We start from the raw sequence: 24,292 nt of genomic DNA on the forward strand, positions 1-24,292 counted from the left end.
CGTGCCACCGCGCCTACCTGCGCAGCGCCTTCATCAGGCCGTGCATGTCGTCGATCATCGCAGCCTGGACCGCGTCGGAATCGGGCTTCGGCGGTTCTTCCGGGGCGGGCTCGTCCGGGCTCGGCTCGCCCTCGCCGCCCGACCACACCGACACGTCCATGGTGAACACCGCGCCCCCGTCGAGCACGGTCAGCCGCCACTCGCTCCCGTACTCCGTCTCCGAGATCAGCGCCCGTTCCCCGAGGCCCGGTACGGACCGGAAGTCCGGTTTGCCGAGGCCGATCCAGCCCACCGCACCGGGATCCGCCCCGAACTCCGGCGCGGGGTCGACGCGCTTGTGCAGCTCCATCGAGACCTGGGCCTCGTACGCGAGCCAGCGCGTGGGCACCTCCGAGTCGATCGGCGGCGTGCGCAGCATGCACATCGCGCGGTCCACGCCCGGGTGCTCCCACAGCCTCGGGGTGTAGTCCCACGCGATGCGCTCCGCCAGCCGGGCCGTCGCGGGCAGCTTCGCCGAGTCGCACAGGCTCAGGGGCAGCGCGTACCGCAGCGGCGGGCTGTGGTCCTGCGGGGTCGCGGCCCACCAGGCGCCCGCCCACAGCGCGGAGGCCAGGAGGGCCCCGCCGAGGGCCCACCGCCAGGGCCGGCGGCCGGACCGCGGGGACCCTGCGTAGCCCTGCCGCCCCTGCGAGCCCTCCAGCGCCTCCGGGCCCTCCGGCCCAGGCAGGCCGGACGAGCCGCCGTCGAACTCAGGCTCGGTTATCACCCGTACGTGTCTCCTCCGCCTCGGAAGCCGTCTGGCCAAGGGCCGTCGCACCGTGCGGCCCGGGGCCGACCGGGGAGAGCCCGTGGTGGAGCTGTTCGCGCGAGTAGGCCCGCAGGTAGCCGACCACGGTGTTGGTGACGGCGACCAGCGGAACGGCGACCACCGCTCCGCCGATGCCGGCGACGAGGCCGCCGGCCGCCACCGAGAGCACCACCGCGAGCGGGTGGACCCGTACCGCCCGGCCCAGGATGAAGGGCTGGAGCACGTGGCCCTCGATCTGCTGCACGGCCAGCACCACCAGCAGCACCATCAGCGCGGTGAACGGCCCCTGGGTCACCAGGGCCACGACCACGGCGAGGGCGCCGGAGATCACGGCGCCGACGAGCGGGATGAAGGCGAACAGGAAGATGAAGACGGCGAGCGGCACGGCCATCGTCACGTCGAGGAAGTAGAGGCCGAGGCCGATGAACACGGCGTCGATGAGGGCCACGAGGACCGTGCCCCGCACGTACGCGGTGAGGGTGCGCCAGGCGCGCGGGCCGGCGCCGGCGACGCCGGGGCGGGCGGCGGCCGGGAGGAGGCCCGTCGTCCAGGTCCAGATGCGCTTGCCGTCGTAGAGCAGGAAGAGCGTGGAGAACATCGCGAGCAGTATGCCCGTCAGCACTTCGACGAGGACGGTGACGCCCTGCAGGCCGGCGGAGGTGATCTGCTCGGTGTTGGTGCCGATGGTCTCGCTGAGGTTCTTGGCGATCTCGTTGATCTGCTTCTCGGTCACGTGGAACGGACTGTCCAGCGCGGCGAGTTTGAGGTCGTTGATGCCTTCGCGCAGTCGGGCGGAGAGGTCGTCGAGGTTGTCCATGACCTGCCAGACCACGAACCAGCCGACCAGCCCGATCACCACGAACCCGAGGATCGCGGTGACGGCCGTGGCAAGTCCCCGGGGCATCCCGAGCCGGCGCAGCCGGACCACGAAGGGCTGGAGCATCGCGGTGACCAGGAGGGCGGCGGCGAAGGCGAGGACGACCAGGCGGACTTCGCTGATCACCCGCATCAGGACCCAGAGCATCCCGGCGAGCAGCAGCAGCCGCCAGCTCGCCTCGGCGGCGACGCGGACGCCCCACGGGATGACGGACACCGGGTCGGGGCGCAGGGGGGCGGCGTAGACGGCGTGTTCGGCGCCGGGATGAGCCGAGGGCGCAGAGGGCGCGGCGGGGGTGGAGGGGGGTGCCGGGGAGGCGGAAGCCGGGGCCGCCGGAGACGCGGCGGTGCCGGACCCGGGGACCGGCCGGTCGCCGGAGGTCTCGGCCTCGACCTCGGCGCGCCGCTCCGCGAGCCGGGCCTCCACGTCGCTGAGGCTCTTGCCGAGCCGGCCGAGCCAGCCTGTCTTCGCCATGTCGTTCCCTTCCCCCCGCTCCGGACCGCGCGCCGGGGCACGCCTCGAAAGACCGTACACGCGAGGAGCCCCGCACCGTAGGACGGTGCGGGGCTCTTCGGGGTTGAGGCGCGCGGGCGCGCTCTCGTCCCGGGGGCCGGGTGGGCCTAGTACCAGTTGTTGGCCTGGTGGAAGTTCCATGCTCCGCACGGGCTGCCGTAGCGGGAGTTCATGTAGTTCAGACCCCACTCGATCTGGGTGGCGGGGTTGGTGCGCCAGTCGGCGCCCGCCGAGGCCATCTTCGAACCGGGCAGGGCCTGGACGAGGCCGTAGGCGCCCGAGGACTTGTTCACGGCCTGGTAGTTCCAGGTGGATTCCTGGTTGATGATCTTGGAGAAGCACTGGAACTGCCCCGCCGGGACCATCTGCTGGGCGATCGCCTTGACCTGGGCCACCGTGTAGGAGGCCTGGGGAGCGAAGGAGGAACCGTCGCGGGAGGCGGACCGGCTGGCGGCCTGCTCCTTCTCGTCGCGCTCCTGCTTCGCCTTGTCGTCGGCGGCCTTCTGCGCTTCGGCCTTCTTCGACTTGGCGTCCTGGGCGGCCTGGATGCGGGCCGCCTCCTCCGCCGAGCGCTTGGCGTCGGTGTCGGCGGCGTGCGCGATGGAGTCGGCCTGCTGCGTCAGGGACGCGTTCTGGACCTCCGCCTGCTGGCCGACCGGGATGTCAGCAAGGAGCGTCATCCCGGACGCGGTCGTCTCGAGATCGTTCGAGGCGGGGTCGCCAGTGGCAACACCCACGACGGCGCCGACGGTGGTGACGGCGGTGGCCGAAGCCACCGCGAATCCCCGAACCGAGATCCGGCTCACACGGTTTCCTTCCAGCAGCGTCCGCAGTGACTGCGCGGGCGCAATAGTGCCCTTGACGCTGGCCTCCATGATGATGCGGTCACTGGAGGCGCGGGCCCGTGGGCAACTCCCTTGCGGGAGTGCCGCGTGATGCTCCGGGCGGCATACGGCGAACGGTTGTGGAGTTAGCGGTACTGCGCGCATCTCACGGGAGATACAGGTGTGCCGTATGCGGGGCCTGACGGAAAACAGACTCTGCCGGACCTCGACGCCGCAGGGCAATTCTCCGTTGCGTGGGAAAGGTCACACCTGGCATGTCGCCACTGCTTCCGGCAAACCCCTGTGCGTGAGGGCGCCGCCCGGCTAGGCTCTCTGGCCTTTGCCGGGCGGCGCCAACTCACTTTCCCGCTATGTGCGTTTTACCTGTTTTGCGGCCCGTACGGACCGTCGGCCGGGCCCTACAGGTTCTCCAGCATCTCGGTGACCAGCGCGGCGATCGGGGAGCGCTCGGAACGGGTCAGCGTGACGTGCGCGAAGAGCGGATGGCCCTTCAGCTTCTCGACCACGGCGACGACTCCGTCGTACCGGCCGACCCGCAGGTTGTCGCGCTGGGCCACGTCGTGGGTGAGAACCACCCGCGAATTGGCCCCGATACGGGACAGAACGGTCAGCAGGACATTGCGCTCCAGTGACTGCGCCTCGTCCACGATCACGAACGCGTCGTGCAGCGAGCGGCCGCGGATGTGCGTGAGCGGCAGGACCTCCAGCATCCCGCGGTTCAGCACCTCCTCGATGACCGCCCGCCCGGCGACCGCCGAGAGGGTGTCGAACACCGCCTGGGCCCAGGGGCTCATCTTCTCGTTGGCGTCCCCGGGCAGGTAGCCGAGGTCCTGGCCGCCGACCGCGTACAACGGCCGGAAGACCATCACCTTCTGATGCTGCCTCCGCTCCAGCACGGCCTCCAGCCCCGCGCACAGCGCCAGCGCCGACTTTCCGGTGCCGGCCCGGCCGCCCATCGAGATGATCCCGATCTCGGGGTCGAGCAGGAGGTCCAGCGCGATCCGCTGCTCGGCGCTGCGGCCGTGCAGCCCGAAGGCCTCGCGGTCGCCCCGTACGAGCTTCACGTTGCCGTCGGCCGTGACCCGGCCGAGTGCCTTGCCGCGCTCCGACTGGAGGACCAGCCCGGTGTGCACGGGAAGTTCCGCGGCCTCCGGTACGTAGAGCCGATCCTCGGAGAAGAGCAGGTCCACCTGTTCCCCGGAGAGCGCCAGCTCCGTCATGCCGGTCCAGCCGGCATCGGTGATGGCGAGCTCGGCGCGGTACTCCTCGGCGATCAGCCCCACGGAGGAGGCTTTGATGCGCAGTGGGAGATCCTTCGAGACGACCGTGACGTCGTAGCCCTCGGCCTGGAGGTTGCGCGCGACCGCGAGGATCCGCGAATCGTTGTCCCCCAGCCGGAAGCCCGCGGGCAGGACGCTCTGGTCGGAGTGGTTGAGCTCGACGCGCAGGGTGCCGCCCAGATCGCCCAGCGGGATGGGTGCGTCGAGGCGTCCGTAGCGAACCCGGAAGTCGTCGAGCAGGCGGAGGGCCTGACGGGCGAAGTAGCCGAGTTCGGGATGGTGCCTCTTTGCCTCCAGCTCGGTGATCACCACGATCGGGAGCACGACCTCGTGCTCGTCGAATCGGGAGATCGCGTTGGGGTCTGCCAGCAGGACGCTGGTGTCGAGGACGTAGGTCCGCCTGTCGGGCAGGCGGCTCTTTGTGCTGGTCACCACGGAAGGACGTACCCCCTCGGAAGAGGTCGGGCCATGAAGACCGGACCGGTCATCGGCACCCCTGCGCGGGCCGACTTCCGGCCCTCCCGTCCGTCCGTGCGAACCGCACGTGCGTCCTGGTGCAAAGGGCCTCCCGGGCGGACGACCCCATGCCGTCCGCTGAGACTCGACACCCGTGGATCGGGCGTCGACCTGCAAGGGATATTCCCCGAATGGGTCCAGCCATGCCATGGCATATGACGGACGCTCGGTGAATCCCTGGTGAAGGCCTCGCGCGGAGGGTCCCGGGGGACGGACAGGGCGTACGGGAACACGGGTACGGCGCGCCACGGAGGAGTCCGGGCGCGCCGTGAGGTGCCGAGGGGGCGTCAGACAACCGCAGGTCAGGGGCCGTAAGGGGACCTGCCGAGCGGAGTCAGCTGCCGTAGCGCCGGTGGCGGGCGGCGTAGTCGCGCAGGGCGCGCAGGAAGTCGACCTTGCGGAAGGCCGGCCAGAAGACCTCGCAGAAGTAGTACTCGGAGTGCGCGCTCTGCCACAGCATGAATCCGGACAGCCGCTGTTCTCCGCTGGTGCGGATCACCAGGTCCGGGTCGGGCTGGCCGCGCGTGTAGAGGTGCTCCGCGATGTGCTCGATGTCGAGGATCTCGGCGAGCTCCTCGAAGGAGGTGCCCTTCGAGGCGTGCTCCAGCAGGAGCGAGCGGACCGCGTCGGCGATCTCCTGGCGGCCGCCGTAGCCGACGGCGACGTTGACGAGTATCCCGTCGACGTCGCGGGTGGCCTCTTCGGCCTCCTTCAGGACGCTCTGGGTCCCGGCGGGCAGGATGTCGAGGTTGCCGACGTGGTGGACGCGCCAGCGGCCGTCGGCGGCGAGGCCCCGGACGGTGTTCTCGATGATGTTGAGCAACGGGCGGAGCTCGACCTCGGGCCGGTCCAGGTTGTCCGTGGAGAGCATCCACAGGGTGACGACCTCGACGTCCGTCTCGGTGCACCAGCCCAGCATCTCGGAGATCTTGTCGGCGCCGGCCTGGTGGCCCTGCACCGTCGTACCTCCGGAGGCCTTGGCCCAGCGCCGGTTCCCGTCGAGGATCACACCGATGTGCTTGGGCGTCTCGTCATGGTCGATGCGGCCTTCCACCCGGCGTGCGTAGAGCCTGTACACAGGACGGCGTACCAGGTCGCGCAGCTTCACGATCTTCCAGCCCCTCCGAGCGATACCCCCGTGCGGAATGCGGTGGTCCCCCCACGTCCTCCACAGACCGCCACATTACTGCGCGACGGGATCCTGCATCCAACTCGGTCCTGTCACAAGTCCGTGATAGGGAGGACAACGTGACTGAAAACAATCCCTATCGGGCAGAGCCCTCGCGCTACGACTCCATGGAGTACCGGCGCACCGGCCGCAGCGGACTCAAGCTCCCCGCGATCTCCCTCGGCCTCTGGCACAACTTCGGCGACGACGCGTCCCTCGGGTCCCAGCGGGCGATCCTGCGCCGGGCCTTCGACCTCGGCGTCACCCACTTCGACCTGGCGAACAACTACGGCCCGCCCCCCGGCTCGGCCGAGCTGAACTTCGGCAAGATCTTCGCGCAGGACTTCGCATCCCACCGCGAGGAGCTGGTCCTCTCCACCAAGGCCGGCTACCTCATGCACGCGGGTCCGTACGGCGAGTGGGGCAGCCGCAAGTACCTGCTCGGCTCGCTGGACGCCTCGCTGAAGCGGATGGGCGTCGACTACGTCGACATCTTCTACTCGCACCGCTTCGATCCGGACACCCCGCTCGAGGAGACCATGGGCGCGCTGGCGTCCGCGGTCCAGCAGGGCAAGGCGCTCTACGTCGGCGTGTCCTCGTACACCGCCGAGCAGACGGCCGAGGCGGCCCGGCTGCTGCGGGAGATGGGCGTGCGCCCCCTCATCCACCAGCCCTCGTACTCCATGATCAACCGCTGGACGGAGGACGACGGCCTGCTCGACACCCTGGAGGAGGCCGGCATGGGCTGCATCTCCTTCGTGCCGCTCGCACAGGGGCTGCTGACCGGGAAGTACCTCAAGGGCATCCCGGAGGGCTCACGGGCCACCCAGGGCAAGTCCCTCAACCCGGACCTGCTGTCGGAGGAGGTCGTGCGCCGGCTGAACGGGCTGAACGAGATCGCCGCGCGGCGCGGGCAGACGCTGGCCCAGCTCGCGCTGAACTGGGTGCTGCGGGACGAGCGGATGACCTCGGCGCTGATCGGCGCGTCGAGCGTGAAGCAGCTCGAGGAAAACGTGGCCTCCCTGTCCGGAGCGCCGCTCTCGGAGCAGGAGTTGAAGGAGATCGACTCCTTCGCGGTGTCCACCCCCGGCGCCAACATCTGGGCCCAGCGGGGCTGACCTGCGCCTTTGCCCGGCAGTGCCGCGACACTGCCCGGAGACGAAAAACGGGCCGGTCCGTGGGGGGGATACGGACCGGCCCGAGGGGGGGGTTCCACCATAACCCTTCGTAAAGCGTGCTGCGCGCATCACCGCGACACGATTACCCTCCGGAGTCGGCCGGGAGCACTGAGCAGAGCCGAAAGGGGCCCTACAGCCCTTGCGGGGCCCGGCGGAAGCCCGTACGGACCAACCTTCCGGCGTCCCTCCCCAGGGGGACCCCACCGGGTGCGCCGGCTTGACGCCGAAGCCCGGACCGGGGGGCGGGTCGGACCCTAGGGTGGGCCGCATGGGGAACAGGGAACGGTGGCAGGACGGCGCGGCCACGCTCTACGTCGAGCGCGTCGAACGGGGGCCGGCGCCCCTGGAGGAGCCCGTCGAGGTGCCCCTGGAGGTGGCCGCCTCCTACCGGGCCCGCACGCGGGGCCTGCTCGGGCGGGACGGGATCGAGGGGGCGATGCTCCTGACCCCGGCTTCGAGCGTGCACACCTTCCGGATGCGCTTCGCCATCGACGTGGCCCATCTCGACCGCCGGCTCACCGTCATCGCGCTGACCACCATGGTCCCCGGCCGGCTGGGCCTCCCCCGGCTGCGCGCCCGTCACGTCCTGGAGGCCGAGGCCGGAGCCATGGCCGCCTGGGGCCTGCGCGTCGGCTCCCGGCTCGGTGTCCGTCTCACCACCCGCTAGGCGCCACCCTGCACCGGCGGTAGGTTGGGGCGGTTGAGCTGGGGTGGCAGGGGAGCGGCATGACCGAGAACGCGCGCATCAAAGCGCTGGAGCAGATCATGCCGGCGACCCACGGAGCCGACGAGGACATCGACTGGCAGGCGGCCGAGGCCGTCTGGGGCAGCCGCTTCCCCGCCGATTACATCGCCTTCATGGGCCGCTACGGCGCGGGCTCGATCAACGGCGAGGCGAGCGTGCTGCTGCCGCTGCCCAAGCCCGGGCTCCAGTGGGACCCGGCCCAGATGGCGGAGGAGACGGCCAACGCCCGCCAGGTCTGGGAGGCGGAGGGCGGCCGGGCCGCCTTCGACGTGGACCCGGAGTCGATCCTCGCCTGGGGCGTCACCGGCGGCTCCGACATCCTCTGCTGGCTGACGAACGACCCCGACCCCGACCGCTGGCCCGTTCTGGTGGTCGGCCGGCACACCGCCGACTCCTTCGCGGTGTATCCGTACGGCATGGCCGAGTTCCTCTACCTGCTGTGCAACGACGAGTTCGACGTGAGCCCGGTCGGCATCACCTTCTGGGACGGCGGCCACCTCAGCTTCGTGCACTGGCAGAAGGCCCAGCGCCGCTGGCAGGAGGGGCGCAACCCCGAAACGGGCGAGCCCGATCCGTACGCGGGCGACTTCGCGGACTGAGACCGTCCCGCCCCTCCCTTCCACCCCCTCCCACCCGTTCTGCCGCGCTCCGTGGCCGGAAACGGGCGTTTCGGCATGTCTACGCGCGTCCGAATTGCTGATCACATATCGGAAAACACCATTCCGAAATGCCGCAGTTGGAGCATTGAACACAAGTGCCGCCCCAATGGAACCGACCGCCCTCCCTCAGGAGAGAATTCCGGCCAACGGGCCACTGAGGGACACCACAGCCCGGAGTAACTCATAAGTAATAACGGGACTCAAAAGAAAATCAGGGGAATCCAACCGTGCGACGAAGAATCTTCAGCGCGGCCGCCACCACGGTCGTGCTCGGTCTGCTGATACCGCTGGCCGGCTGCGGCAGCTCCGGCGGAAGCGCTGGTGACGGCGGTGCCCTCCGCCTCGTCGCCGCCGAATACGGGGACAACCCGGCCACCAGTTCCAAGGCTTTCTGGGACAAGGTGACGGCTGATTTCACCGCCGCGAACCCCGGCATCAAGGTGCAGGTCCAGCTCCTGCCGTGGGCCGACATCGACCGCGAAGTCTCCCGCATGGTCAAGGCCGGCAACGCCCCGGACATGGCGCTCATGGGCGGTTACTCGGACTTCGCGGCGCAGGGCAAGCTCTATTCCGCGCCCGAGCTCCTCTCGGTCACCGCCGAGGCGAACTTCCTCCAGCCCCTCTCCGACGCCGGTTCCGTCCGCAACACCCTCTACGGCCTGCCCTTCGTGGCGAGCAGCCGCCTCCTCTTCTACAACGAGAAGCTGCTCACCGACGCCGGGGTCATCCCGAAGGACTCCAAGAACGGCTGGCAGCCCAAGACCTGGATGGACCTGAAGGCCGCGGCCACGGCGCTCAAGGCCAAGGGCGTGAAGACCCCGCTCGCCATGCCCCTGGGCCCGGAAGAGGCGCACGCCGAGGCGATGATCTGGGAGCTCAGCAACGGCGGCGGGTACGCCGACAGCAGCGGCAACTACAGCCTGGCCTCCGACCAGAACATCGCGACCTTCAAGTGGATCAAGCAGCACCTGGTCGAACCCGGTCTGCTCGGTCCCACTCCCCCGTCGCAGCTCAACCGCGCCGACGCCTTCGCCGCCTTCACGCGCGGCGAGGTCGGCATGCTCAACGGCTACCCCCAGCTCGCGCACGAAGCGCGCGCCAAGGGGATCACGGTCGGCGCCGTCGCGATGCCCGTCTCGGACATGCTGGGCTCCGGGGAGGTCCCGCCGAACGTGGGCGTGGCCGACTGGATGATGGCCTTCAAGCAGAACGGCCACCGCGACGAGATCGGCAAGTTCCTGGAGTTCGTCTACCGGGACAAGAACCTGGCGGACTTCGCCGGCCGCTACCACCTGCTGCCGTCCACCGTCTCGGCGTCCCGCACGCTGGCCGGATCCTCGGGCATGGACAAGAACGACCAGCAGTTCCTGAACGCCCTGCGCGGCGCTCAGCTGTATCCGGTCAACGACCCGTCCTGGGTGGTGATCAGCGACACCATCAAGCGCAACATCGGCCGCGCCGTGGATCCTTCCGGCGACCCGAAGGCCGTCCTGGAGGAGATCGCCACCAAGGCGAACGACGCCAGGAAGGGGCGCTGACCCGGCGCCCTGCCGGCATCGCTCCCGCTGTCGAGGAAGAACCCCCGAACGCCCCTGCCGAAAGGGACCTTCGCCCCGTGCCGCACCCCATCCCGGGCGGCATGATGGCTGGTACGGCTTTGATCCAAGGCCGAGGCCCAGTCGCCCGCAAGCGCCCACAAGGCGCGCGGGGCGGCCGGCCCACCCCTCCCCGCCCCACCCCTCCCCGCCCCACCGCTCTCCGTCCTAGCTGGCGCCCTGGTTCTTCGGCGTGAAGGCCGTGCGGTACTGCTCGCAGCTGGAGTCCCACGGCAGGGACCCGGTGAGGGTGCCGTAGCCGGTGCGGGTGACCGACCATTCCACCGTGTACACGCCGGTGTCGCACGTGATGCGCTTGCCGCCCGGGACCTTCGTACGCCCGGTCGCCGGCCTGTTCTGAAGCTCCTGGTGCACCCGCGCCACTTCGGCGCGCCGGGCATCGCGCAGGACGGCGTGCAGGACGAGCGCCTGCTTGCCGTCCTTCGTCGTCAGCACCTTCTTGACCCCCTGCGAATCCGCCACCGACCACGCGAACTCGTACACCGGCGCCCAGGCCAGCGTCTTGGGGTCGCCGACCTTGCGCTCGTACTCCTCGGCCCCCTTGGGGCCGGGGCGGGTGATCGTCTTGTACTGGATGGTGGGGTGGAAGCGGAACTGCGCCTCCACCTTGTGCATGTCGTCCTTGGTCCACATCGACTTCATCGACTTCTCCCCTCCGCTCGGATCCTGGAGGTACGCCGTACCGTCCGCGGCGGTGGCCGCGCCCGAGAGGGCCGGGGCGAGGGCCGCCGCGGCGGCGGCGAGGACGAGGACGGCGGTGCGGGTGCGGTTCATGCCCGGACCAACGGGACCCTCCGGCGGGCCGGAACGACGCCGGGCGCCCTTTCACCCGTACGGGATCCGGCCGGGCGGTGGTGGACGGGCGCAGGACGGCCGCTACGCCTGACCGGTCTCGAAGCGGCTGATGCGGCCGCCGCCGGGGGCGATGACGAACCGCCAGGAGGTGCGCATCTCTCCCCAGGTGTCGTTGCGGTAGCCGACGGTCAGGGTGCGGCCGCCGTCGGACTCGGACTGGACGTCCATATGGCCACCGGAGTCGAAGATCTCCCGGTCGATCCACTCGTGGAGGTCGCGCTCCGTTCCGTCGTCGGACATGGTCGCGTCGGCGGTCAGGAGCGCGAGGAAGGCGTCCTTGTCGTGCGCGTTGACCGCGCTGACGAGGGCGCCGACGACGGGGTCGGACAGCTTCCCGGGGGCGATGGCCACGGAGACCTCCTGGTCGGGCGTACGGACTTGCGTGCGCGACCAGGGAACACCCCGGGCGGCGGCGGGGCGTCGACCCTCACCCGTTCGCCGCCGGACGGCGTGTCAGGCGCTGGGGCCGGTGACCACCGGGAAGCCGGTCGGCCGGCCCTGTTCCTTCAACCAGGCGAGGACCTGGTCGAGGGCTTCGACGCTCTGGGTGCGGTCGCCGCCGCCGTCGTGGAAGAGGATGGTCGGGCCGTTGCCCATCTCGGCCTTGACCGTGCCCACGATCGCGGCCACTCCGGGCTTGCTGAAGTCCTTGGTGTCGATGTTCCAGCCGAGCGGGCGCATGCCGTTGGCGGCGGCCAGGGCCCGGCTCTCGGGGGTGAACGCGCCGCCGGGCGCCCGGTAGTACTCCACCTTGGCCCCGCCGCCCGCGGCGTCCTCGATCTGCTTCTTCGCGTCGAGGATCTGCTGCTGCTGGTAGGGGAAGGGCTTCTTGTCCATCCCGGTGTTGTGGTCCATGGTGTGGTCGCAGAGCCGGTGGCCGCCGGCGACGACCTTCTTGACCAGGTCGGGGTGGTCCTTGGCCTGCGGTCCGATCATGCAGAAGACCGCCTTCACGTCGTACTTCTTCAGGACTTCCAGCACCTTCGGGGTCCACTTGGGGTCGGGCCCGTCGTCGATGGTGATGTTGACCGTGTTCCCGCCGCTCTCCGACGCGTGGGCTATGCCGTCCGGGACCTGCCCGCCCGGCTTCCCGGGCGCCTGCGGGTCGCCGGCGCCCTGCGCGGGGTCGTCGGTCTGCCGGGAGACGTTCTGGTGGTTGGTGTCCTGGCCCGGGTCGACGAGCGCCGTCACCCCCCACGCGGTCGCGGCCACCGCCACCACCGCTCCGGCGACGGCGATCCGCGCCTTCGTACCCCGCATCTGCGTGCGCGTCATGAACCCCATGTGCTGTCTCAACTCCCCATATTCACGTCCGCCGTGTGACCTCGCACTGGTCAGGACGTCGGGCGCGGATGCGGGGTTCCAGCCGAATGGCCCATAAATTCCGGGTTGTAGGACTTTGGTCCTTGATCGTCCCGAATTCCGTCCCGACTGAAACCGAGGACGATCGGACCGGCCTCATACCGGACATCCCGGTCCAAGACCCGGGCTCTAGCCGGAGGTTCACCTACCCATGCGCAAGGCAGCCATCACATCCTCCTTCACGCTGCTCACCCTGATCGCGCTGTCGGTGACGGCATGCGGGGGCGACGGGGACGGGGGCGGGGGCGGGGACGTCGCGGGGGCCTCGCGGCCGGCCGCCGAGGTGAGCGTCGTACCGGCTGACGGGGCGAAGGACGTCAAGCCGAACGAGCCGCTCACGGCGCGGGTGAACAACGGCACCCTGACGGCGCTGACCGTGACGGGGCCGGACGGGAAGCCGGCCGAGGGCACGCTCAAGGACGGGGCGTTCACGCCGAAGGACGGTCTGGCGGTGGACACGGAGTACAAGGTGAGGGCGACGGCCGCCTCGGAGGACGGCAAGGAGACGGCGTCGGAGTCGACCTTCCGCACCCTCGCCCCGTCGAAGGAGCAGACGGAGACGGTGACCGTACTGCCCGCGGGCGGGACGACGGTCGGCGTGGGCCAGCCCCTCTCCCTCACCTTCGACCACAAGATAACGAACAAGGCCGAGATCGAGCGGCGGCTGAAGGTGACCACGAACAACGGCACCGAGGGCTCGTGGGGCTGGCTGACGGAGACCCTCACCGGCAAGGACCGCGTGGACTGGCGGCCGAAGGAGTACTGGAAGCCGGGCACGCGGGTGACGCTGGAAGCTCCCCTTTCGGGGGTCGACACGGGCACCGGCCGCTACCTGACGAAGTCGTACGCGACCTCCGCCACCATCGGCAGCAGCCAGCTGGCCAAGGTCGACATCCCCGGCCACCGGCTGACCCTGGAGCGCGACGGCCGAACGGTGAAGTCGATCCCGATCACGGCGGGCGATCCGGCGAAGACGCCGACGTGGAGCGGGAAGATGCCCCTCATGGCGAAGGAGGGGCGGATCAAGATGACGGCCGCTTCGGTCGGCCTGACCGGCTACGACCAGTGGGTCGACAAGTCGATGCGCATGACGGTCTCGGGCACGTTCGCGCACCAGGCGGAATGGGCGGAGAGCTACATCGGCTCGGCGAACAGGAGCCACGGCTGCATCGGCATGAAGACGGCGGACGCCACGTGGTTCTACGACCAGGCCCAGGTCGGCGACGTCTTCGAGGTCACGGGCGGCAAGGAAACGGTGGCCGCCGGCAACGGCTTCGGCGAGTGGAACCTGTCGTGGGAAAACTGGCAGAACCTCTCGAGCCTCACCGGCGTTTGAGCCACTACAGCCTCGCCGGCGTTTGAGCCTTTCCAGCCTCGCCGGCGTTTGAGGCGCGGGGGTCCGGGGGCGGAGCCCCCGACGGGTCCGGGCGGAGCCCGGTTTCGGGAAGGGGCGGGGTGGGGGAAGGCCCCGCGCAGCGGCCCCACGACCCGGCCGCGCCACCCGACCGCAGCCGACCGGCCCGGCCCGGGACGCGGGTCCCGCCCCGGGCACGCAGATGGGCCCGGCCCGGAGGATCCGTAGATCCACCGAGCCGGGCCCACCCCGAACCCACGCGGGAGCAACTCAGTGCATGACGGCCGCCTCCGGCGCCACCTCTGACTTCGCCGAGCCACCGCCACCGGACGCACCCGCCGGCCCGGCGCCCCGGAGGGGGACCTCCTTGACGAACCAGGCGGCCGCGAAGCCCAGTACCGCGATCCCCGCACCCAGCAGGAACGCCGAGTGCGTACCGGCGGCCACCGCGTGCTGGTAGGCGTCCCGGACGACCTCCGGAAGCTTCGCCAGACTCGCCGCGTCCAACTGCGCGGAGCCCGCCTTGGCCGCCGCCTCCGGACCGAGCCGGTCGGTCATGGTGCTGGTGACCTGACTGGTGAACAGGGAGCCCATCAGGGCCACGCCGAAGGAGCCGCCGAGCGTACGGAACAGGGTCGCCGAGGAGGACGCGACGCCCATGTCCTTCATCTCGACGCTGTTCTGGGCGACCAGCATCGTGATCTGCATCAGGAAGCCGAGACCGGCGCCGAGGACGGCCATGTACACGCCGGACATCAGGCGCGTCGTCCCGGTGTCCATGGTGGCGAGCAGGAAGAGCCCGACGACCATGAGCGCACCGCCGACGATCGGGAAGATCTTGTACTTGCCGCTGCTGGTGGTGATCCGGCCCGCGATCAGCGAGACGACCATCATCGAGAGCAGCATCGGGAGGAGCAGCAGGCCGGAGTTGGTGGCCGAGGCGCCCTGGACCGACTGCTGGAAGAGCGGCAGGTAGAGCACGCCGCCGAACATCGCGAAGCCGACCAGGAAGCCGATCACGGACATGAGGGTGAAGTTGCGGCTGCGGAAGATGTGCAGCGGCATGACCGGGTCGGCGGCCTTGGTTTCGGCGTAGAGGAAGCCGGCGGTGGAGGCGATGCCGACGGCGATCAGGCCGATGATCTCGGCGGAGCCCCAGGCGTACTCGGTGCCGCCCCAGGTGGTGACCAGGACGGTGGAGGTGATGGCGATGGTCAGCAGGGCCGCGCCGAGGTAGTCGATCTTGGGGCGCTCCGCCCCGTGCGTCTTCTTCGGAAGGTGCAGCACCGCGGTGACCATGGCCAGGGCCACGGCGCCGAGCGGCAGGTTGATGTAGAAGGACCAGCGCCAGCCCATGTGGTCGGTGATGGTGCCGCCGACCAGCGGTCCGCCGATCATGGCGAGGGCCATCACGCCGGCCATCATGCCCTGGTACTTGCCGCGCTCGCGGGGCGGGATCAGGTCGCCGATGATCGCCATGACGCCGACCATCAGACCGCCGGCGCCGAGGCCCTGGATCGCGCGGAAGCCGATGAGCTGGCCCATGTCCTGGGCCATGCCGCTGAGCGCGGAGCCGACCAGGAAGATGACGATCGAGGTGAGGAAGGAGCCCTTCCTCCCGTACATGTCGCCGATCTTGCCCCAGATGGGAGTGGAGGCGGCGGTGGCCAGGGTGTAGGCGGTGACGACCCACGAGAGGTGTTCCAGGCCGCCGAGCTCGCCGACGATCGTGGGCATGGCCGTACCGATGATCATGTTGTCGAGCATGGCCAGCAGCATCGCGATCATGAGCGCCATCAGGACGACCCGCACGCTGCGCGGCTTCACCTCCTCCGAGGTGTCCGACTTGATCTTGTTTTCCACCATGTTCCACTCCCCTGGCGCATACGCACCGGCCCCTGGGACTTACTTGCCGACCGGCTAGTTGACTACACTGGGGAAGGTAGACCCGCAACTAGCCGGGCGTCAAGTAAGTAATCGAGCGAGTAGTACAGGGGAGAGTCATGTCCAGCAGCAGTCCGCAGCAGCGCCGCGGCGATACGCGGCAGCGCATCCAGGACGTCGCACTGGAACTCTTCGCCGAGCAGGGGTACGAGAAGACGTCGCTGCGGGAGATCGCGGAGCGGCTGGGGGTCACGAAGGCGGCGCTGTACTACCACTTCAAGACCAAGGAAGACATCATCATCAGCCTGTTCGAGGACCTGACGCGGCCCATCGACGAGTTGATCCGGTGGGCGGAGGAGCAGCCGCGCACGCTGGAGATGAAGCGGGAGGTCCTGCGCCGCTACAGCGAGGCGATGGCCGGCGGCGCCTCGCTGTACCGCTTCATGCAGGAGAACCAGGCCTCGCTGCGGGAACTGACCATCGGCGAGACGGTGAAGAAGCGGCTCTTCGCCCTGGTGGACTTGCTCCGGACCGGCCAGGAGGACGCCCCGCTGGTCGATCAAGTGCGGTGCGTGAGCGCCCTGTTCACCCTGCACGCGGGAATGATGTTCCTCCAGCACGTGGAGGGCGACCCGGAGGAGACCCGCCAGGCCGCCCTGCAGGTCGCGACGGACCTGATCACCCAGGCCCACGGACAGGCGTAGCCCCCCCTTCGCCCACCCGATCATTCACTCGATCGAACGAACAAGACCCCAAATAATTACTCTCCGTAGTCAAAGCGGCTACTTTTGGTGAGGTGCGCTGCGGAAAGGCTGCGGCGCCGCCCGAGCCAAAGGCACCGCCGTCATGATGCGTCTCGCCCTCACCACCGTCGCTGCCGCGGCAGCCGTCTTCGCCGCCGCGCTCGCGCCGCAGGCGCCCGCCCCGGCCGGCCCCCTCTCCTACGTCGCCCTCGGGGACTCGTACAGCGCCGCCTCCTTCGTGCGCCCCTGGAACGCCGACGGCTGCGGCCGCTCCGAGCAGGACTATCCGCACCAGGCCGCGCGGCGGCTGAAGGTCAAGCTCACCGATGTCACCTGCTCCGCCGCCGAGGTCAGAGCGGGGCTGCTGGGTCCGCAGTCCGAGCTGAAGGGGCCGCCGTCCGTGCCGCCACCGGGTGGATGGGCCGCCAAACCGGCGCAGATCAAGGCCGTTACGGCAGCCGCCGATCTCGTCACGGTCGGCGCCGGCGGCAACTCCGTGGGCTTCGCCGAGATCGTCGAGGCCTGCGTGAAGCGGGGCATGGCCTCTTTCGGCACGGGCTCCCCGTGCACCGATCACTACGCGCGGGGCAGGGGCGCCGCGGGGCTCGACGCCCGGTTCACCGCACTGGAAGCCGATTTCGCGGCCCTGCTGAAGGAGATCCGCACGCGTGCACCGCGCGCCGGGGTGGCGGTCGTCGGCTATCCGGCCGTCGTGGACAGTTCCGCGGGCTGCACCTGGGGGTCCTGGCGCCAGTTCGGAACCGTCGCCAAGGGCGACATGCCCTGGCTCGACTCCGTGGAGCGCCGGCTCAACACCCTCCTGCGGGAGCAGGCCCGCAGGAGCGGCGCGGTGTACGTGGACACGTACTCCTCCAGCATCGGGCACGGGGTGTGCGCGGCCGCCGAGCAGCGCTGGATGTACGGGATCAAGGACAGCCTGACCGGGCCGGGCGACCAGAGCGACCCGCCCTCCGAGCTGTGCCGCTCCATCCCGGCCCGGGGCGAGGCCTGCACCGTGCTCCACCCGAACCTCCGCGGCGCCACCCACCAGGCGGACCGCGTCACCGAGGCCCTGACCGCGCTGGGGGCGACCAGATCCTGACCTTGGTCGGTGACGCGGGCGTGGCGGCGTACTGCGCCTCCAAGGGCGGGGTGATCCAGCTGACCAAGGCGACGGCCATCGACCACGCGAAGGCCGGCATCCGCATCAACGCCCTCTGCTCGGGCCCGATTTCGACCGAGCTGCTGGAGGGGGTCTTCCTCGCCAGTCCGGACCCGGAGGCCATGCGCGCGGACTTCGAGGCACGCACCCTCCTCGGACGGCTCGGCCGTCCGGACGAGGTGGCTTCGGCGGCCCTGTTCCTGGCCTCGGACATGTCCTCCAACATGACCGGCGCCAACCTCATCCTCGACGGCGGCTGGACCACCCGCTGACGGCGGGCCGGACAGGTCTCAGGAACCCGCCGCGGCCGCGGCGGCCTTTCCTTCCAGCTCGTCCGCCTGGAGCGTCAGCGCATCGGCATCGGCGTCCCAGGTCGGTCCGTACGCGTAAAGACTCAGGGCCGCTTCTCTCAACAGGGCCACGTCCTCGGGCCGCTGGAGGGTGATGAGCCGGTAGGCGAGGTTGCGCACCCAGACCGGCAGCAGCCCGTCCAGCCCTCGGCCTGGCAGATGATCGCGGCCGGTGCGGCTCCTCTCGCTCCTGGCCCCGGGCGAGAACCTGGCCGGAGCGGAGGACTCCGGCCGGCAGCGGCGCATCGACGTCTGGTCACTCCGCTGCGGGCGGCTTCTTGAACCGGTCGCGGAGTGTGCGGTGGACGGCTGAGCCGATGAGCAGGACGACGGCGGTGCCGAGGCCACCCAGCAGTTCGGGCAGAGCGGCGTGCAGGACTTCGTTCACCGCGTCACCGCCGCGGCGGCACGCTCTGCCTGGCGGGCGCCCAGGCGGTGGAGCTTGCGGCGTACCCGCTCGCCGTACGTCGCCGGCTGCGCGCTGTCGAGGGCGGCCGCCGCCCAGGAGTCGGCGCCGGCTGCCCAGGTGCGGGCCACCTTCTCCTCCGGCTCGGCGAGCTGCCGCAGTACGACGCCGACCCGCTGGTCGTGGAACTCGTCGTCCACGAGCAGCGACTCGGGGCAGCGCCGGTCGGTCACCACGTCGGCGAGGGTGAGGCCGTCGCCGACGGGTCGGCTCAGCAGGGTGACGCGTTGGCCGCGGGTCCGGTGTTCCCACAGCGGCAGCATCTGGTGGTGCGCTTCGTCGGCCTCCCGGCGCAGCAGGTGTCTGAGTGCCGGGTCGTCGGCCGCGCGGTCGCGGAGCCGGTCCACCCAGTCGCCCAGCAGGGCCATCTCCACGGCCGCCCGCCACCGTGCGGGATGCGCCAGCCCCAGCCAGGTACGGCTGAACTCGTCGACCGTGACGTGGTCACCCTCGATGGCCGCGTTGCGGGCGACCAGCGCGTTCTGCAGCAACAGCCGCTCGGAGCGGGTCAGTTGCCACGGGAAGGCGGCGGCCAGAGCCAACAGCACGCTGGAGACGGCGCGGTAGAGGTTCGGCATGAGGTCCCTCCGACCCTCCTCGGACATATGAGGGAGGAGTGCCAGGAGCCTCATGGCCGCATGGGTGACCCCGTGCAGGATCTCGGGGTAGTGGCCGGAAGCCCGTTCCGCGCCGATGGCGGCCCGTTCTTCCGCCGTGCCCGGATGCTGGGTTTCGGCGACGCACGCCGGGCAGACGCTGACGGACTCCAAGGTGATCATGGGCCTTCCTTCAGGGTGAGGTTCTCGAGGTTCTCTCCCCCTGGGCGCGGGAGCCGGCCCAATCGGCAAAGAATCTTCTGAGCGCCGCCTGTGGCCTCCGTCACGTCCCGTGCCCCGCAGTCGAAGATCGGGAAGACTCGGAGCATGGTTTCGGTAGTGCAGAACGTGGCGATCGACTGTGCGGACGCCTACGAGTTGGCCCTGTTCTGGAGCCGGGTCACCGGCTCCCCGCTCTCTCCGGAGGACCGGCCGGGTGCCCGGGAGACTCAGGTGCTGTTGGCGGAGGGGCCGGTGCTGTACTTCAACCAGGTTCCCGAGGCCAAGACGGTCAAGAACCGGATCCACCTGTGCCTGCGCCCCGAGACCTCGCGGGACCGGGAAGTGGACCGGCTCCTGAGTCTCGGAGCCACCTTCGTCGGCGACCACCGGGAGCAGGACGGTTCGGGGTGGGCGGTCCTCGCCGACCCCGAGGGCAACGAGTTCTGCGTCCTGCGCAGCGACTCCGACCGCACCGCCGCGCACACGCCCTGACGGCAGACTGGGCCCATGGACTCAGGACTTGCCGCACTGCTGGGCGCTGCCGTCGGTTCCGCCACCACCCTGGGGGCCGCATTCGTCAACGGCCGTGCCCAGGCACGGTCCCAGCACGCCCAATGGCGCCGCCAGCATCGCCGCGACGCGTACGCGGGCTACCTCGGCGCTCTCCATGACCGCGACATCGCCATGGACGCCGTCCTCGACGCGCTGCGTTCGGACCGACCGGACCTCGCCGATGTGGACGAGAAGATAGGCCGCTTCATCGCTCTGGCCCGCGAGGTCCATCGGGTGGGCGAAGTCGTCATCCTCGAAGGGCCGGCGTCTCTCGCGGACGTCGCGGACCGCGTTGCCAAGGCCTCCGGCGATCTCTCACACGTCATGCGACGCATGGCCGACAACGCCCACGCCGGAATCACGGCCCACCGGGCCGAAGACACCGCCCTTGCCGCCGAACGCGAGCGAGCCCTCTACCAAGCGGTCAAGGATTTCCGCCTCGCGGCCCGCAACGTCATCGGCAAAGCCGCGTGACCGCGTCGCCGTTCGTGCCGGCCCGGCGCTACTGAAATCTGGGTGGATGAGTGAGCCCTACCAGGCCGGGCGTGGATCCTGCCGCTCGGTGGAGAAGCCGGGCGGAGCGGTCGTCTCCGTTCGCCACAGCAGGCCCGGCTCGGGTGGGCACTCCTCAGTGGTCGGCGCGGGAGGGTGTAGACGCCTATGGCCAGGAAGTGACACCTCGGTCAGCACGCCGTCTTGGATCATCCACAGCCCGAAGCAGTCGTCTTCCTCGTCATGGATGAGTACCTGCACGCTCGCCGGGTTCGGCCACGCCAGGGACTCCAGGTGTCGAAACAGGCCGGATCGCCTTCGGTTGAACTCGCTCACCCACCCGTCGACATGGTAGAGCGGCTCGAAGCGGCCTCCCCAGTCGCGCGAGTCGTCCGGCCGTGTCAGGGGTTCCATCACCTCGCCCGCGAACGGTGCCAGCACGATGACCTCAGCGAGTCTGCTCATGCCGAAGTATCTGCGCACTCGATGGGCCGGCGGCAATCGAATTCCAAGGTACGGCCAAGGGCACCGGCGAGACCACAGGGCGGCGGCGGGCGAACAGCTCCGACATCACCCGATCAAGTTCAGTAGCGGGACTCTCGGGACTCGCGCCACCGGGTGAGTTCGGCTTCCACGTCGAATTCCTTGAGGTTCAGCGGGGGGCCGGGCGGGGGCCTGCGCAGGGCCGTGCGGATCTTGTCGTTGATCTCCGTGAGGAGGGCGCGGGCCTGGCGTTCGGTGCGGGCGGCCTTGAGCGCCTCCCGGGCGTCCTCCGCCTCCTTGCGCAGCGCGAGCGCCGGCGGGAGGACCGCGAAGCCCTCGCGGTGCAGTTTGCCCTTGATCCACCACAGCTCGTCGTACGGGGCGTCGAGCGAGGCCAGCGGTTTGCCGAAGCCGGGCAGGTCCGCGAAGTCCCCGCGTTCACCGGCCTGTCTGATCTGGCGGTCCACGAAGGATTCGAAGCTGACACCAGGTGGTTTGCGCTCGGTCACGTTGCCTCCCAAGGGTCCCCGCCAGCATAACTCCGGCGTGCCGACGGCCTCAGAGGCGGCGGTCCGACTCCTTGATCGGGATGTCGTTGATGCTGGCCTCGCGGCGGCGCATCAGGCCCGCGGCGTCGAACTCCCACTGCTCGTTGCCGTGGCTGCGCCACCACTGGCCGCTCGCGTCGTGCCATTCGTACTCGAAGCGCACGGAGATGCGGTTGTCGGTGTACGCCCACAGTTCCTTGCGCAGCCGGTACTCCAGCTCGCGCTCCCACTTGTCGGCGAGGAAGGCGCGGATCTCGGCGCGCCCGTTCAGGAAGCGGTCGCGGTTCCGCCAGGCGGAGTCCTCGGTGTAGGCGAGGGCGACGCGCTCGGGGTCGCGGCTGTTCCAGGCGTCCTCGGCGGCCTGCACCTTGGCGCGGGCGGACTCCTCGGTGAAGGGCGGCAGCGGCGGTCGCACGGAGGGAGAGGAAGGAGTGGCGGTCACGGTGGGACACCTCTCGGCTGGGGAGAGTGGAGAACGGTCGTTCTCGGCTCTGTCCCGAGAGTAGAGAACGGGCGTTCTCCGCGCAAGCGATTCTGGTCTACGCTGCTTTCATGCCTTCAGCCCCCGCCCCGATGAACGACGAAGAGGCCCGCACCCGCCTGCTGGACGCCGCGGAGGCGCTGTTCTACGCCGAAGGCATCCAGGCCGTGGGCATGGACCGCATCCGCACGGAGTCGGGCATCCCCCTCAAGCGGCTCTACCGGCTCTACCCGGCCAAGGAAGCGCTGGTCACCGCCTATCTGGAGCGCCGCGACCGCCGCTGGATGGCGAGCCTGAGCGCAGCGACCAGAGGACAGGCCGACCCCGTCGGGGCGGTCTTCGAGTGGCTCGCGGAGTGGTTCTCGGAGCCGGACTTCCGCGGCTGCGCGTTCCTGAACGCGTACGGGGAGCTGGGCGCGGGTCCCGCCGGGGTGCTGGACGTCGTACGCCGCCACAAGGCGGAGCTACGGGCGCTGCTGGCCGGCATCGCCGGTCCGGGCCGGGAGGGTCTGGCGGAGCAGCTGCTGCTGCTGGTCGAGGGGGCGACGGTGGTCGCGGCCCTGGAACCGGGCCCGGGGGCGGCGGTGCGGGCGCGCGAGGCGGCGTACGTCCTGGTCCGGGCGGACGGGACGGGCTGACGGAAGGACTGGCGGAGGGACTGGCGGAGGGACTGGCGAAGGGACCGACCGAGGGATTCACGCGGCTGCCGAGTGAGCGGTTACGCGTCGTACACAAGCGCGTCGCATTGTCAGCTTTTAACTGGTGTTGGGACCTTTGTCCACCGGAAGACCGCATTCGGCGGTCACCCTCCGGTTCCGTCGCTTTTCCTCGCGGAGGAAACACCCTTGTCTGCTTCCCGCTGCACGTCGGCCGCCCTGGTCGTCGCGGCCGTCACCGCGACCTGCCTGATGCCGGCGATGCCGGCTTTCGCCGCCGGCTCGCCGCACATCCGGTTCTCCCAGCCGTACGTCCCCTCGATCGCCGCCGGAAAGACCGGCCGTGTGGTGATCGTGGCGGAGACCAGCGGCGATCCGGCCCACAGCAGCAGCTTCCGGATCACCGCGCCGGAGCGGACGACCTTCCCCGAGGCCCGCTTCTACTGGAACGGCGACCGTGCGGGCGCGCCCTGCACCCTGTCGGGCAACGCCCGCCAGCTGACCTGCGACGCAGGGACCCGGGCGGGCTTCGCCTTCCCGGCGCAGAGCGACACCCGGCTGGGGGTACTCGTACGGGTGGACGCGGATGCTCCCGAGGGAACGACCCTGGACGGCGGCGAGTGGGCTGCGGAGGGCGCCTCGCCCGGTCTCTACGCGGTGTCCACCCCGGTGACGGGGCCCAAGGGCGACGACGGGCACGACGGGCACGACGGGAAGCCGGGCCACGACGGAAAGCCCGGTCAGCACGGCCGCCCCGGCCCCAAGGGCGACAAGGGTGACCAGGGCGAGCGCGGCGAGAAGGGCGAGCGCGGGGACCGCGGCGACCGCGGCGAGAAGGGGGACCGCGGCGAGAAGGGCGACCACGGGCCGAAGGGGCCGCAGGGGCCCAAGGGCCACAAGGGTCCGAAGGGCGACACCGGCCCCGCGGGACCGAAGGGCGACCAGGGGCCGGCCGGAGGCCCCCAGGGCCCCAAGGGCGACACCGGCGCACCCGGCCCGAAGGGCGACACGGGCCCGGCGGGCGGCCCGAAGGGCGACACCGGCCCCGCGGGACCGAAGGGCGACCAGGGCAACGAGGGCCCGACGGGACCGGCCGGCGTACCCGGACCGGGCGGACCCCAGGGCCCCAAGGGCGACACCGGCCCGGCCGGCGGCCCCAAGGGCGACAAGGGCGACAAGGGTGACAAGGGCGACCGCGGGGACACCGGACCGGGTGGACCGAAGGGCGACCGAGGCCCCAAGGGCGAGCAGGGCCCGAAGGGCAAGCCGGGCCACCCCGGACCCAAGGGCGAGCAAGGCCCGAAGGGCAAGCCCGGCCTCCCCGGACCCAAGGGAGACCAGGGTCCGAGGGGTCCCAAGGGCCCGAAGGGCGACCAGGGCAAGCCCGGAACGTGCAAGTGCGGCAAGGACCACGGCGGCAAGGACCACGGCGGTAAGGACCACGGGGGCAAGGGCGACCAGCCCGGCAAGCCGAAGGCCCGCATCGTCAGCGACAAGCTGCACGTCCGCACCGGCCCCGGCACCCACTACAAGAAGACCGGCGGCGTGATCAAGTACGGCGCCGAGGTCCAGGTGCAGTGCAAGACCAACGGCACCACGGTCGACGGCAACGCCATTTGGTACAAGCTCGCCGACGGCCGCGGCTGGATCGCCGCCCGCTACGCCGCGAACCTGAACCGCATCCCCACCTGCTGACGCAGCGCCACCTGCTGACGCACACCCGCCCTTCGGTGCGCATCGAGGCCCCCGAGCCCCGGTGCGCACCGAAGGCGTTTTCCGCCCCGTGGAAGACACCCGCACGGACAACGAAATCCGCAGTAGCCCTCCACCCAGACCGCTAATCCCCACCTTCAACAGGTAGCTGAACAAAAGAAACCGAAG

27 protein-coding genes are annotated in these 24,292 nt (G+C 70.3%); 12 read left to right on the top strand and 15 right to left on the bottom strand.

From position 1 onward, the window contains the following. Window positions 1-13: 13 nt before the first annotated feature. The 5 genes from ACE1OC_RS15070 to ACE1OC_RS15090 form a co-directional block, all read right to left on the bottom strand. Entirely contained in the window at window positions 14-766 is a 753-nt protein-coding gene (locus ACE1OC_RS15070) for a hypothetical protein (RefSeq protein WP_407837454.1), read from the bottom strand. After that, the gene (locus ACE1OC_RS15075; RefSeq protein WP_407837455.1) at window positions 750-2,159 is read right to left on the bottom strand and encodes an AI-2E family transporter; all 1,410 of its coding nucleotides are present in this window, start codon (window positions 2,157-2,159) and stop codon (window positions 750-752) included. The genes ACE1OC_RS15070 and ACE1OC_RS15075 overlap by 17 nt, the downstream gene beginning before the upstream one ends. Window positions 2,160-2,305: 146 nt before the next feature. After that, a complete protein-coding gene (locus ACE1OC_RS15080) occupies window positions 2,306-3,073 on the bottom strand; it encodes a transglycosylase SLT domain-containing protein (RefSeq protein WP_407837456.1) in 768 nt (255 codons plus the stop codon). Window positions 3,074-3,441: 368 nt separating this feature from the next. Beyond that, the gene (locus tag ACE1OC_RS15085; protein WP_407837457.1) at window positions 3,442-4,758 is read right to left on the bottom strand and encodes a PhoH family protein; all 1,317 of its coding nucleotides are present in this window, start codon (window positions 4,756-4,758) and stop codon (window positions 3,442-3,444) included. A gap of 415 nt (window positions 4,759-5,173) precedes the next feature. Further along, window positions 5,174-5,947 (bottom strand): isoprenyl transferase, encoded by a 774-nt coding sequence (locus ACE1OC_RS15090; RefSeq protein WP_250742794.1) that lies wholly within the window; start codon window positions 5,945-5,947, stop codon window positions 5,174-5,176. Between the two features lie 140 nt (window positions 5,948-6,087). On the opposite strand from ACE1OC_RS15090, the gene mgrA reads away from it, so the two are divergent. The 4 genes from mgrA (at window position 6,088) to ACE1OC_RS15110 (ending at window position 10,127) form a co-directional block, all read left to right on the top strand. Beyond that, window positions 6,088-7,125: an L-glyceraldehyde 3-phosphate reductase gene (gene mgrA / locus ACE1OC_RS15095; protein ID WP_274549331.1), complete on the top strand. Its 1,038-nt coding sequence runs from the start codon at window positions 6,088-6,090 to the stop codon at window positions 7,123-7,125. A gap of 328 nt (window positions 7,126-7,453) precedes the next feature. Further along, complete coding sequence (locus ACE1OC_RS15100) at window positions 7,454-7,852, top strand: DUF192 domain-containing protein (RefSeq protein WP_407837458.1); 399 nt, start codon at window positions 7,454-7,456, stop codon at window positions 7,850-7,852. 59 nt (window positions 7,853-7,911) lie between these two features. After that, entirely contained in the window at window positions 7,912-8,529 is a 618-nt protein-coding gene (locus tag ACE1OC_RS15105; RefSeq protein WP_407837459.1) for an SMI1/KNR4 family protein, read from the top strand. A 287-nt stretch (window positions 8,530-8,816) separates the two neighbouring features. Continuing rightward, complete coding sequence (locus ACE1OC_RS15110) at window positions 8,817-10,127, top strand: extracellular solute-binding protein (RefSeq protein WP_407837460.1); 1,311 nt, start codon at window positions 8,817-8,819, stop codon at window positions 10,125-10,127. Between the two features lie 225 nt (window positions 10,128-10,352). Here ACE1OC_RS15110 and ACE1OC_RS15115 read toward each other — a convergent pair whose 3' ends face one another. The 3 genes from ACE1OC_RS15115 to ACE1OC_RS15125 all read right to left on the bottom strand — a co-directional run bounded on the left by ACE1OC_RS15115 (window position 10,353) and on the right by ACE1OC_RS15125 (window position 12,335). After that, window positions 10,353-10,979 carry a hypothetical protein gene (locus ACE1OC_RS15115; RefSeq protein WP_407837461.1) on the bottom strand — a complete coding sequence of 209 codons (627 nt, stop codon included), beginning with the start codon at window positions 10,977-10,979 and terminating at the stop codon, window positions 10,353-10,355. A 102-nt stretch (window positions 10,980-11,081) separates the two neighbouring features. Beyond that, a complete protein-coding gene (locus tag ACE1OC_RS15120; RefSeq protein ID WP_243335713.1) occupies window positions 11,082-11,411 on the bottom strand; it encodes a nuclear transport factor 2 family protein in 330 nt (109 codons plus the stop codon). Between the two features lie 102 nt (window positions 11,412-11,513). Then, window positions 11,514-12,335 carry a polysaccharide deacetylase family protein gene (locus ACE1OC_RS15125; protein WP_407837462.1) on the bottom strand — a complete coding sequence of 274 codons (822 nt, stop codon included), beginning with the start codon at window positions 12,333-12,335 and terminating at the stop codon, window positions 11,514-11,516. Window positions 12,336-12,573: 238 nt separating this feature from the next. On the opposite strand from ACE1OC_RS15125, the gene ACE1OC_RS15130 reads away from it, so the two are divergent. After that, entirely contained in the window at window positions 12,574-13,758 is a 1,185-nt protein-coding gene (locus tag ACE1OC_RS15130) for a L,D-transpeptidase (RefSeq protein ID WP_407837463.1), read from the top strand. 288 nt (window positions 13,759-14,046) lie between these two features. Here the strand turns inward: ACE1OC_RS15130 and ACE1OC_RS15135 are convergent, their stop codons facing one another. Then, a complete protein-coding gene (locus ACE1OC_RS15135) occupies window positions 14,047-15,642 on the bottom strand; it encodes an MDR family MFS transporter (protein ID WP_407837464.1) in 1,596 nt (531 codons plus the stop codon). A gap of 137 nt (window positions 15,643-15,779) precedes the next feature. Between ACE1OC_RS15135 and ACE1OC_RS15140 the strand changes: the two genes are divergently transcribed. The 3 genes from ACE1OC_RS15140 to ACE1OC_RS15150 all read left to right on the top strand — a co-directional run bounded on the left by ACE1OC_RS15140 (window position 15,780) and on the right by ACE1OC_RS15150 (window position 17,837). Beyond that, window positions 15,780-16,364 (top strand): TetR/AcrR family transcriptional regulator, encoded by a 585-nt coding sequence (locus ACE1OC_RS15140; protein ID WP_407837465.1) that lies wholly within the window; start codon window positions 15,780-15,782, stop codon window positions 16,362-16,364. A gap of 142 nt (window positions 16,365-16,506) precedes the next feature. Further along, window positions 16,507-17,505 (top strand): SGNH/GDSL hydrolase family protein, encoded by a 999-nt coding sequence (locus ACE1OC_RS15145; protein WP_407837466.1) that lies wholly within the window; start codon window positions 16,507-16,509, stop codon window positions 17,503-17,505. A 2-nt stretch (window positions 17,506-17,507) separates the two neighbouring features. Further along, window positions 17,508-17,837 carry an SDR family oxidoreductase gene (locus tag ACE1OC_RS15150; RefSeq protein ID WP_407837467.1) on the top strand — a complete coding sequence of 110 codons (330 nt, stop codon included), beginning with the start codon at window positions 17,508-17,510 and terminating at the stop codon, window positions 17,835-17,837. 18 nt (window positions 17,838-17,855) lie between these two features. Here ACE1OC_RS15150 and ACE1OC_RS15155 read toward each other — a convergent pair whose 3' ends face one another. The 3 genes from ACE1OC_RS15155 to ACE1OC_RS15165 are packed head-to-tail and all read right to left on the bottom strand — an operon-like array spanning window position 17,856 to window position 19,160. Beyond that, a complete protein-coding gene (locus ACE1OC_RS15155) occupies window positions 17,856-18,161 on the bottom strand; it encodes a hypothetical protein (protein ID WP_407837468.1) in 306 nt (101 codons plus the stop codon). 10 nt (window positions 18,162-18,171) lie between these two features. Then, window positions 18,172-18,303 (bottom strand): hypothetical protein, encoded by a 132-nt coding sequence (locus ACE1OC_RS15160; RefSeq protein WP_407837469.1) that lies wholly within the window; start codon window positions 18,301-18,303, stop codon window positions 18,172-18,174. Then, window positions 18,300-19,160: a hypothetical protein gene (locus ACE1OC_RS15165; protein WP_407837470.1), complete on the bottom strand. Its 861-nt coding sequence runs from the start codon at window positions 19,158-19,160 to the stop codon at window positions 18,300-18,302. Before ACE1OC_RS15165 ends, ACE1OC_RS15160 begins: the two co-directional genes overlap by 4 nt. A 144-nt stretch (window positions 19,161-19,304) precedes the next feature. Between ACE1OC_RS15165 and ACE1OC_RS15170 the strand changes: the two genes are divergently transcribed. Then, a complete protein-coding gene (locus tag ACE1OC_RS15170; RefSeq protein ID WP_407837471.1) occupies window positions 19,305-19,691 on the top strand; it encodes a VOC family protein in 387 nt (128 codons plus the stop codon). Between the two features lie 15 nt (window positions 19,692-19,706). Continuing rightward, window positions 19,707-20,225, top strand: coding sequence for a proline dehydrogenase (locus ACE1OC_RS15175; RefSeq protein ID WP_407837472.1), 519 nt, complete (start codon window positions 19,707-19,709; stop codon window positions 20,223-20,225). Window positions 20,226-20,282: 57 nt separating this feature from the next. Here ACE1OC_RS15175 and ACE1OC_RS15180 read toward each other — a convergent pair whose 3' ends face one another. The 3 genes from ACE1OC_RS15180 to ACE1OC_RS15190 all read right to left on the bottom strand — a co-directional run bounded on the left by ACE1OC_RS15180 (window position 20,283) and on the right by ACE1OC_RS15190 (window position 21,716). Further along, complete coding sequence (locus ACE1OC_RS15180) at window positions 20,283-20,708, bottom strand: hypothetical protein (protein WP_407837473.1); 426 nt, start codon at window positions 20,706-20,708, stop codon at window positions 20,283-20,285. Window positions 20,709-20,827: 119 nt separating this feature from the next. Beyond that, entirely contained in the window at window positions 20,828-21,235 is a 408-nt protein-coding gene (locus tag ACE1OC_RS15185; protein WP_407837474.1) for a DUF1992 domain-containing protein, read from the bottom strand. Between the two features lie 49 nt (window positions 21,236-21,284). Continuing rightward, window positions 21,285-21,716 carry a nuclear transport factor 2 family protein gene (locus ACE1OC_RS15190; protein ID WP_351436860.1) on the bottom strand — a complete coding sequence of 144 codons (432 nt, stop codon included), beginning with the start codon at window positions 21,714-21,716 and terminating at the stop codon, window positions 21,285-21,287. Window positions 21,717-21,847: 131 nt separating this feature from the next. Between ACE1OC_RS15190 and ACE1OC_RS15195 the strand changes: the two genes are divergently transcribed. Continuing rightward, the gene (locus ACE1OC_RS15195; protein WP_407841565.1) at window positions 21,848-22,393 is read left to right on the top strand and encodes a TetR/AcrR family transcriptional regulator; all 546 of its coding nucleotides are present in this window, start codon (window positions 21,848-21,850) and stop codon (window positions 22,391-22,393) included. A gap of 207 nt (window positions 22,394-22,600) precedes the next feature. Then, window positions 22,601-24,106, top strand: coding sequence for an SH3 domain-containing protein (locus ACE1OC_RS15200; RefSeq protein WP_407837475.1), 1,506 nt, complete (start codon window positions 22,601-22,603; stop codon window positions 24,104-24,106). Window positions 24,107-24,292: the final 186 nt, after the last annotated feature.

It is taken from the genome of Streptomyces stoeckheimensis, assembly GCF_045822005.1.
Taxonomy (GTDB): domain Bacteria; phylum Actinomycetota; class Actinomycetes; order Streptomycetales; family Streptomycetaceae; genus Streptomyces; species Streptomyces stoeckheimensis.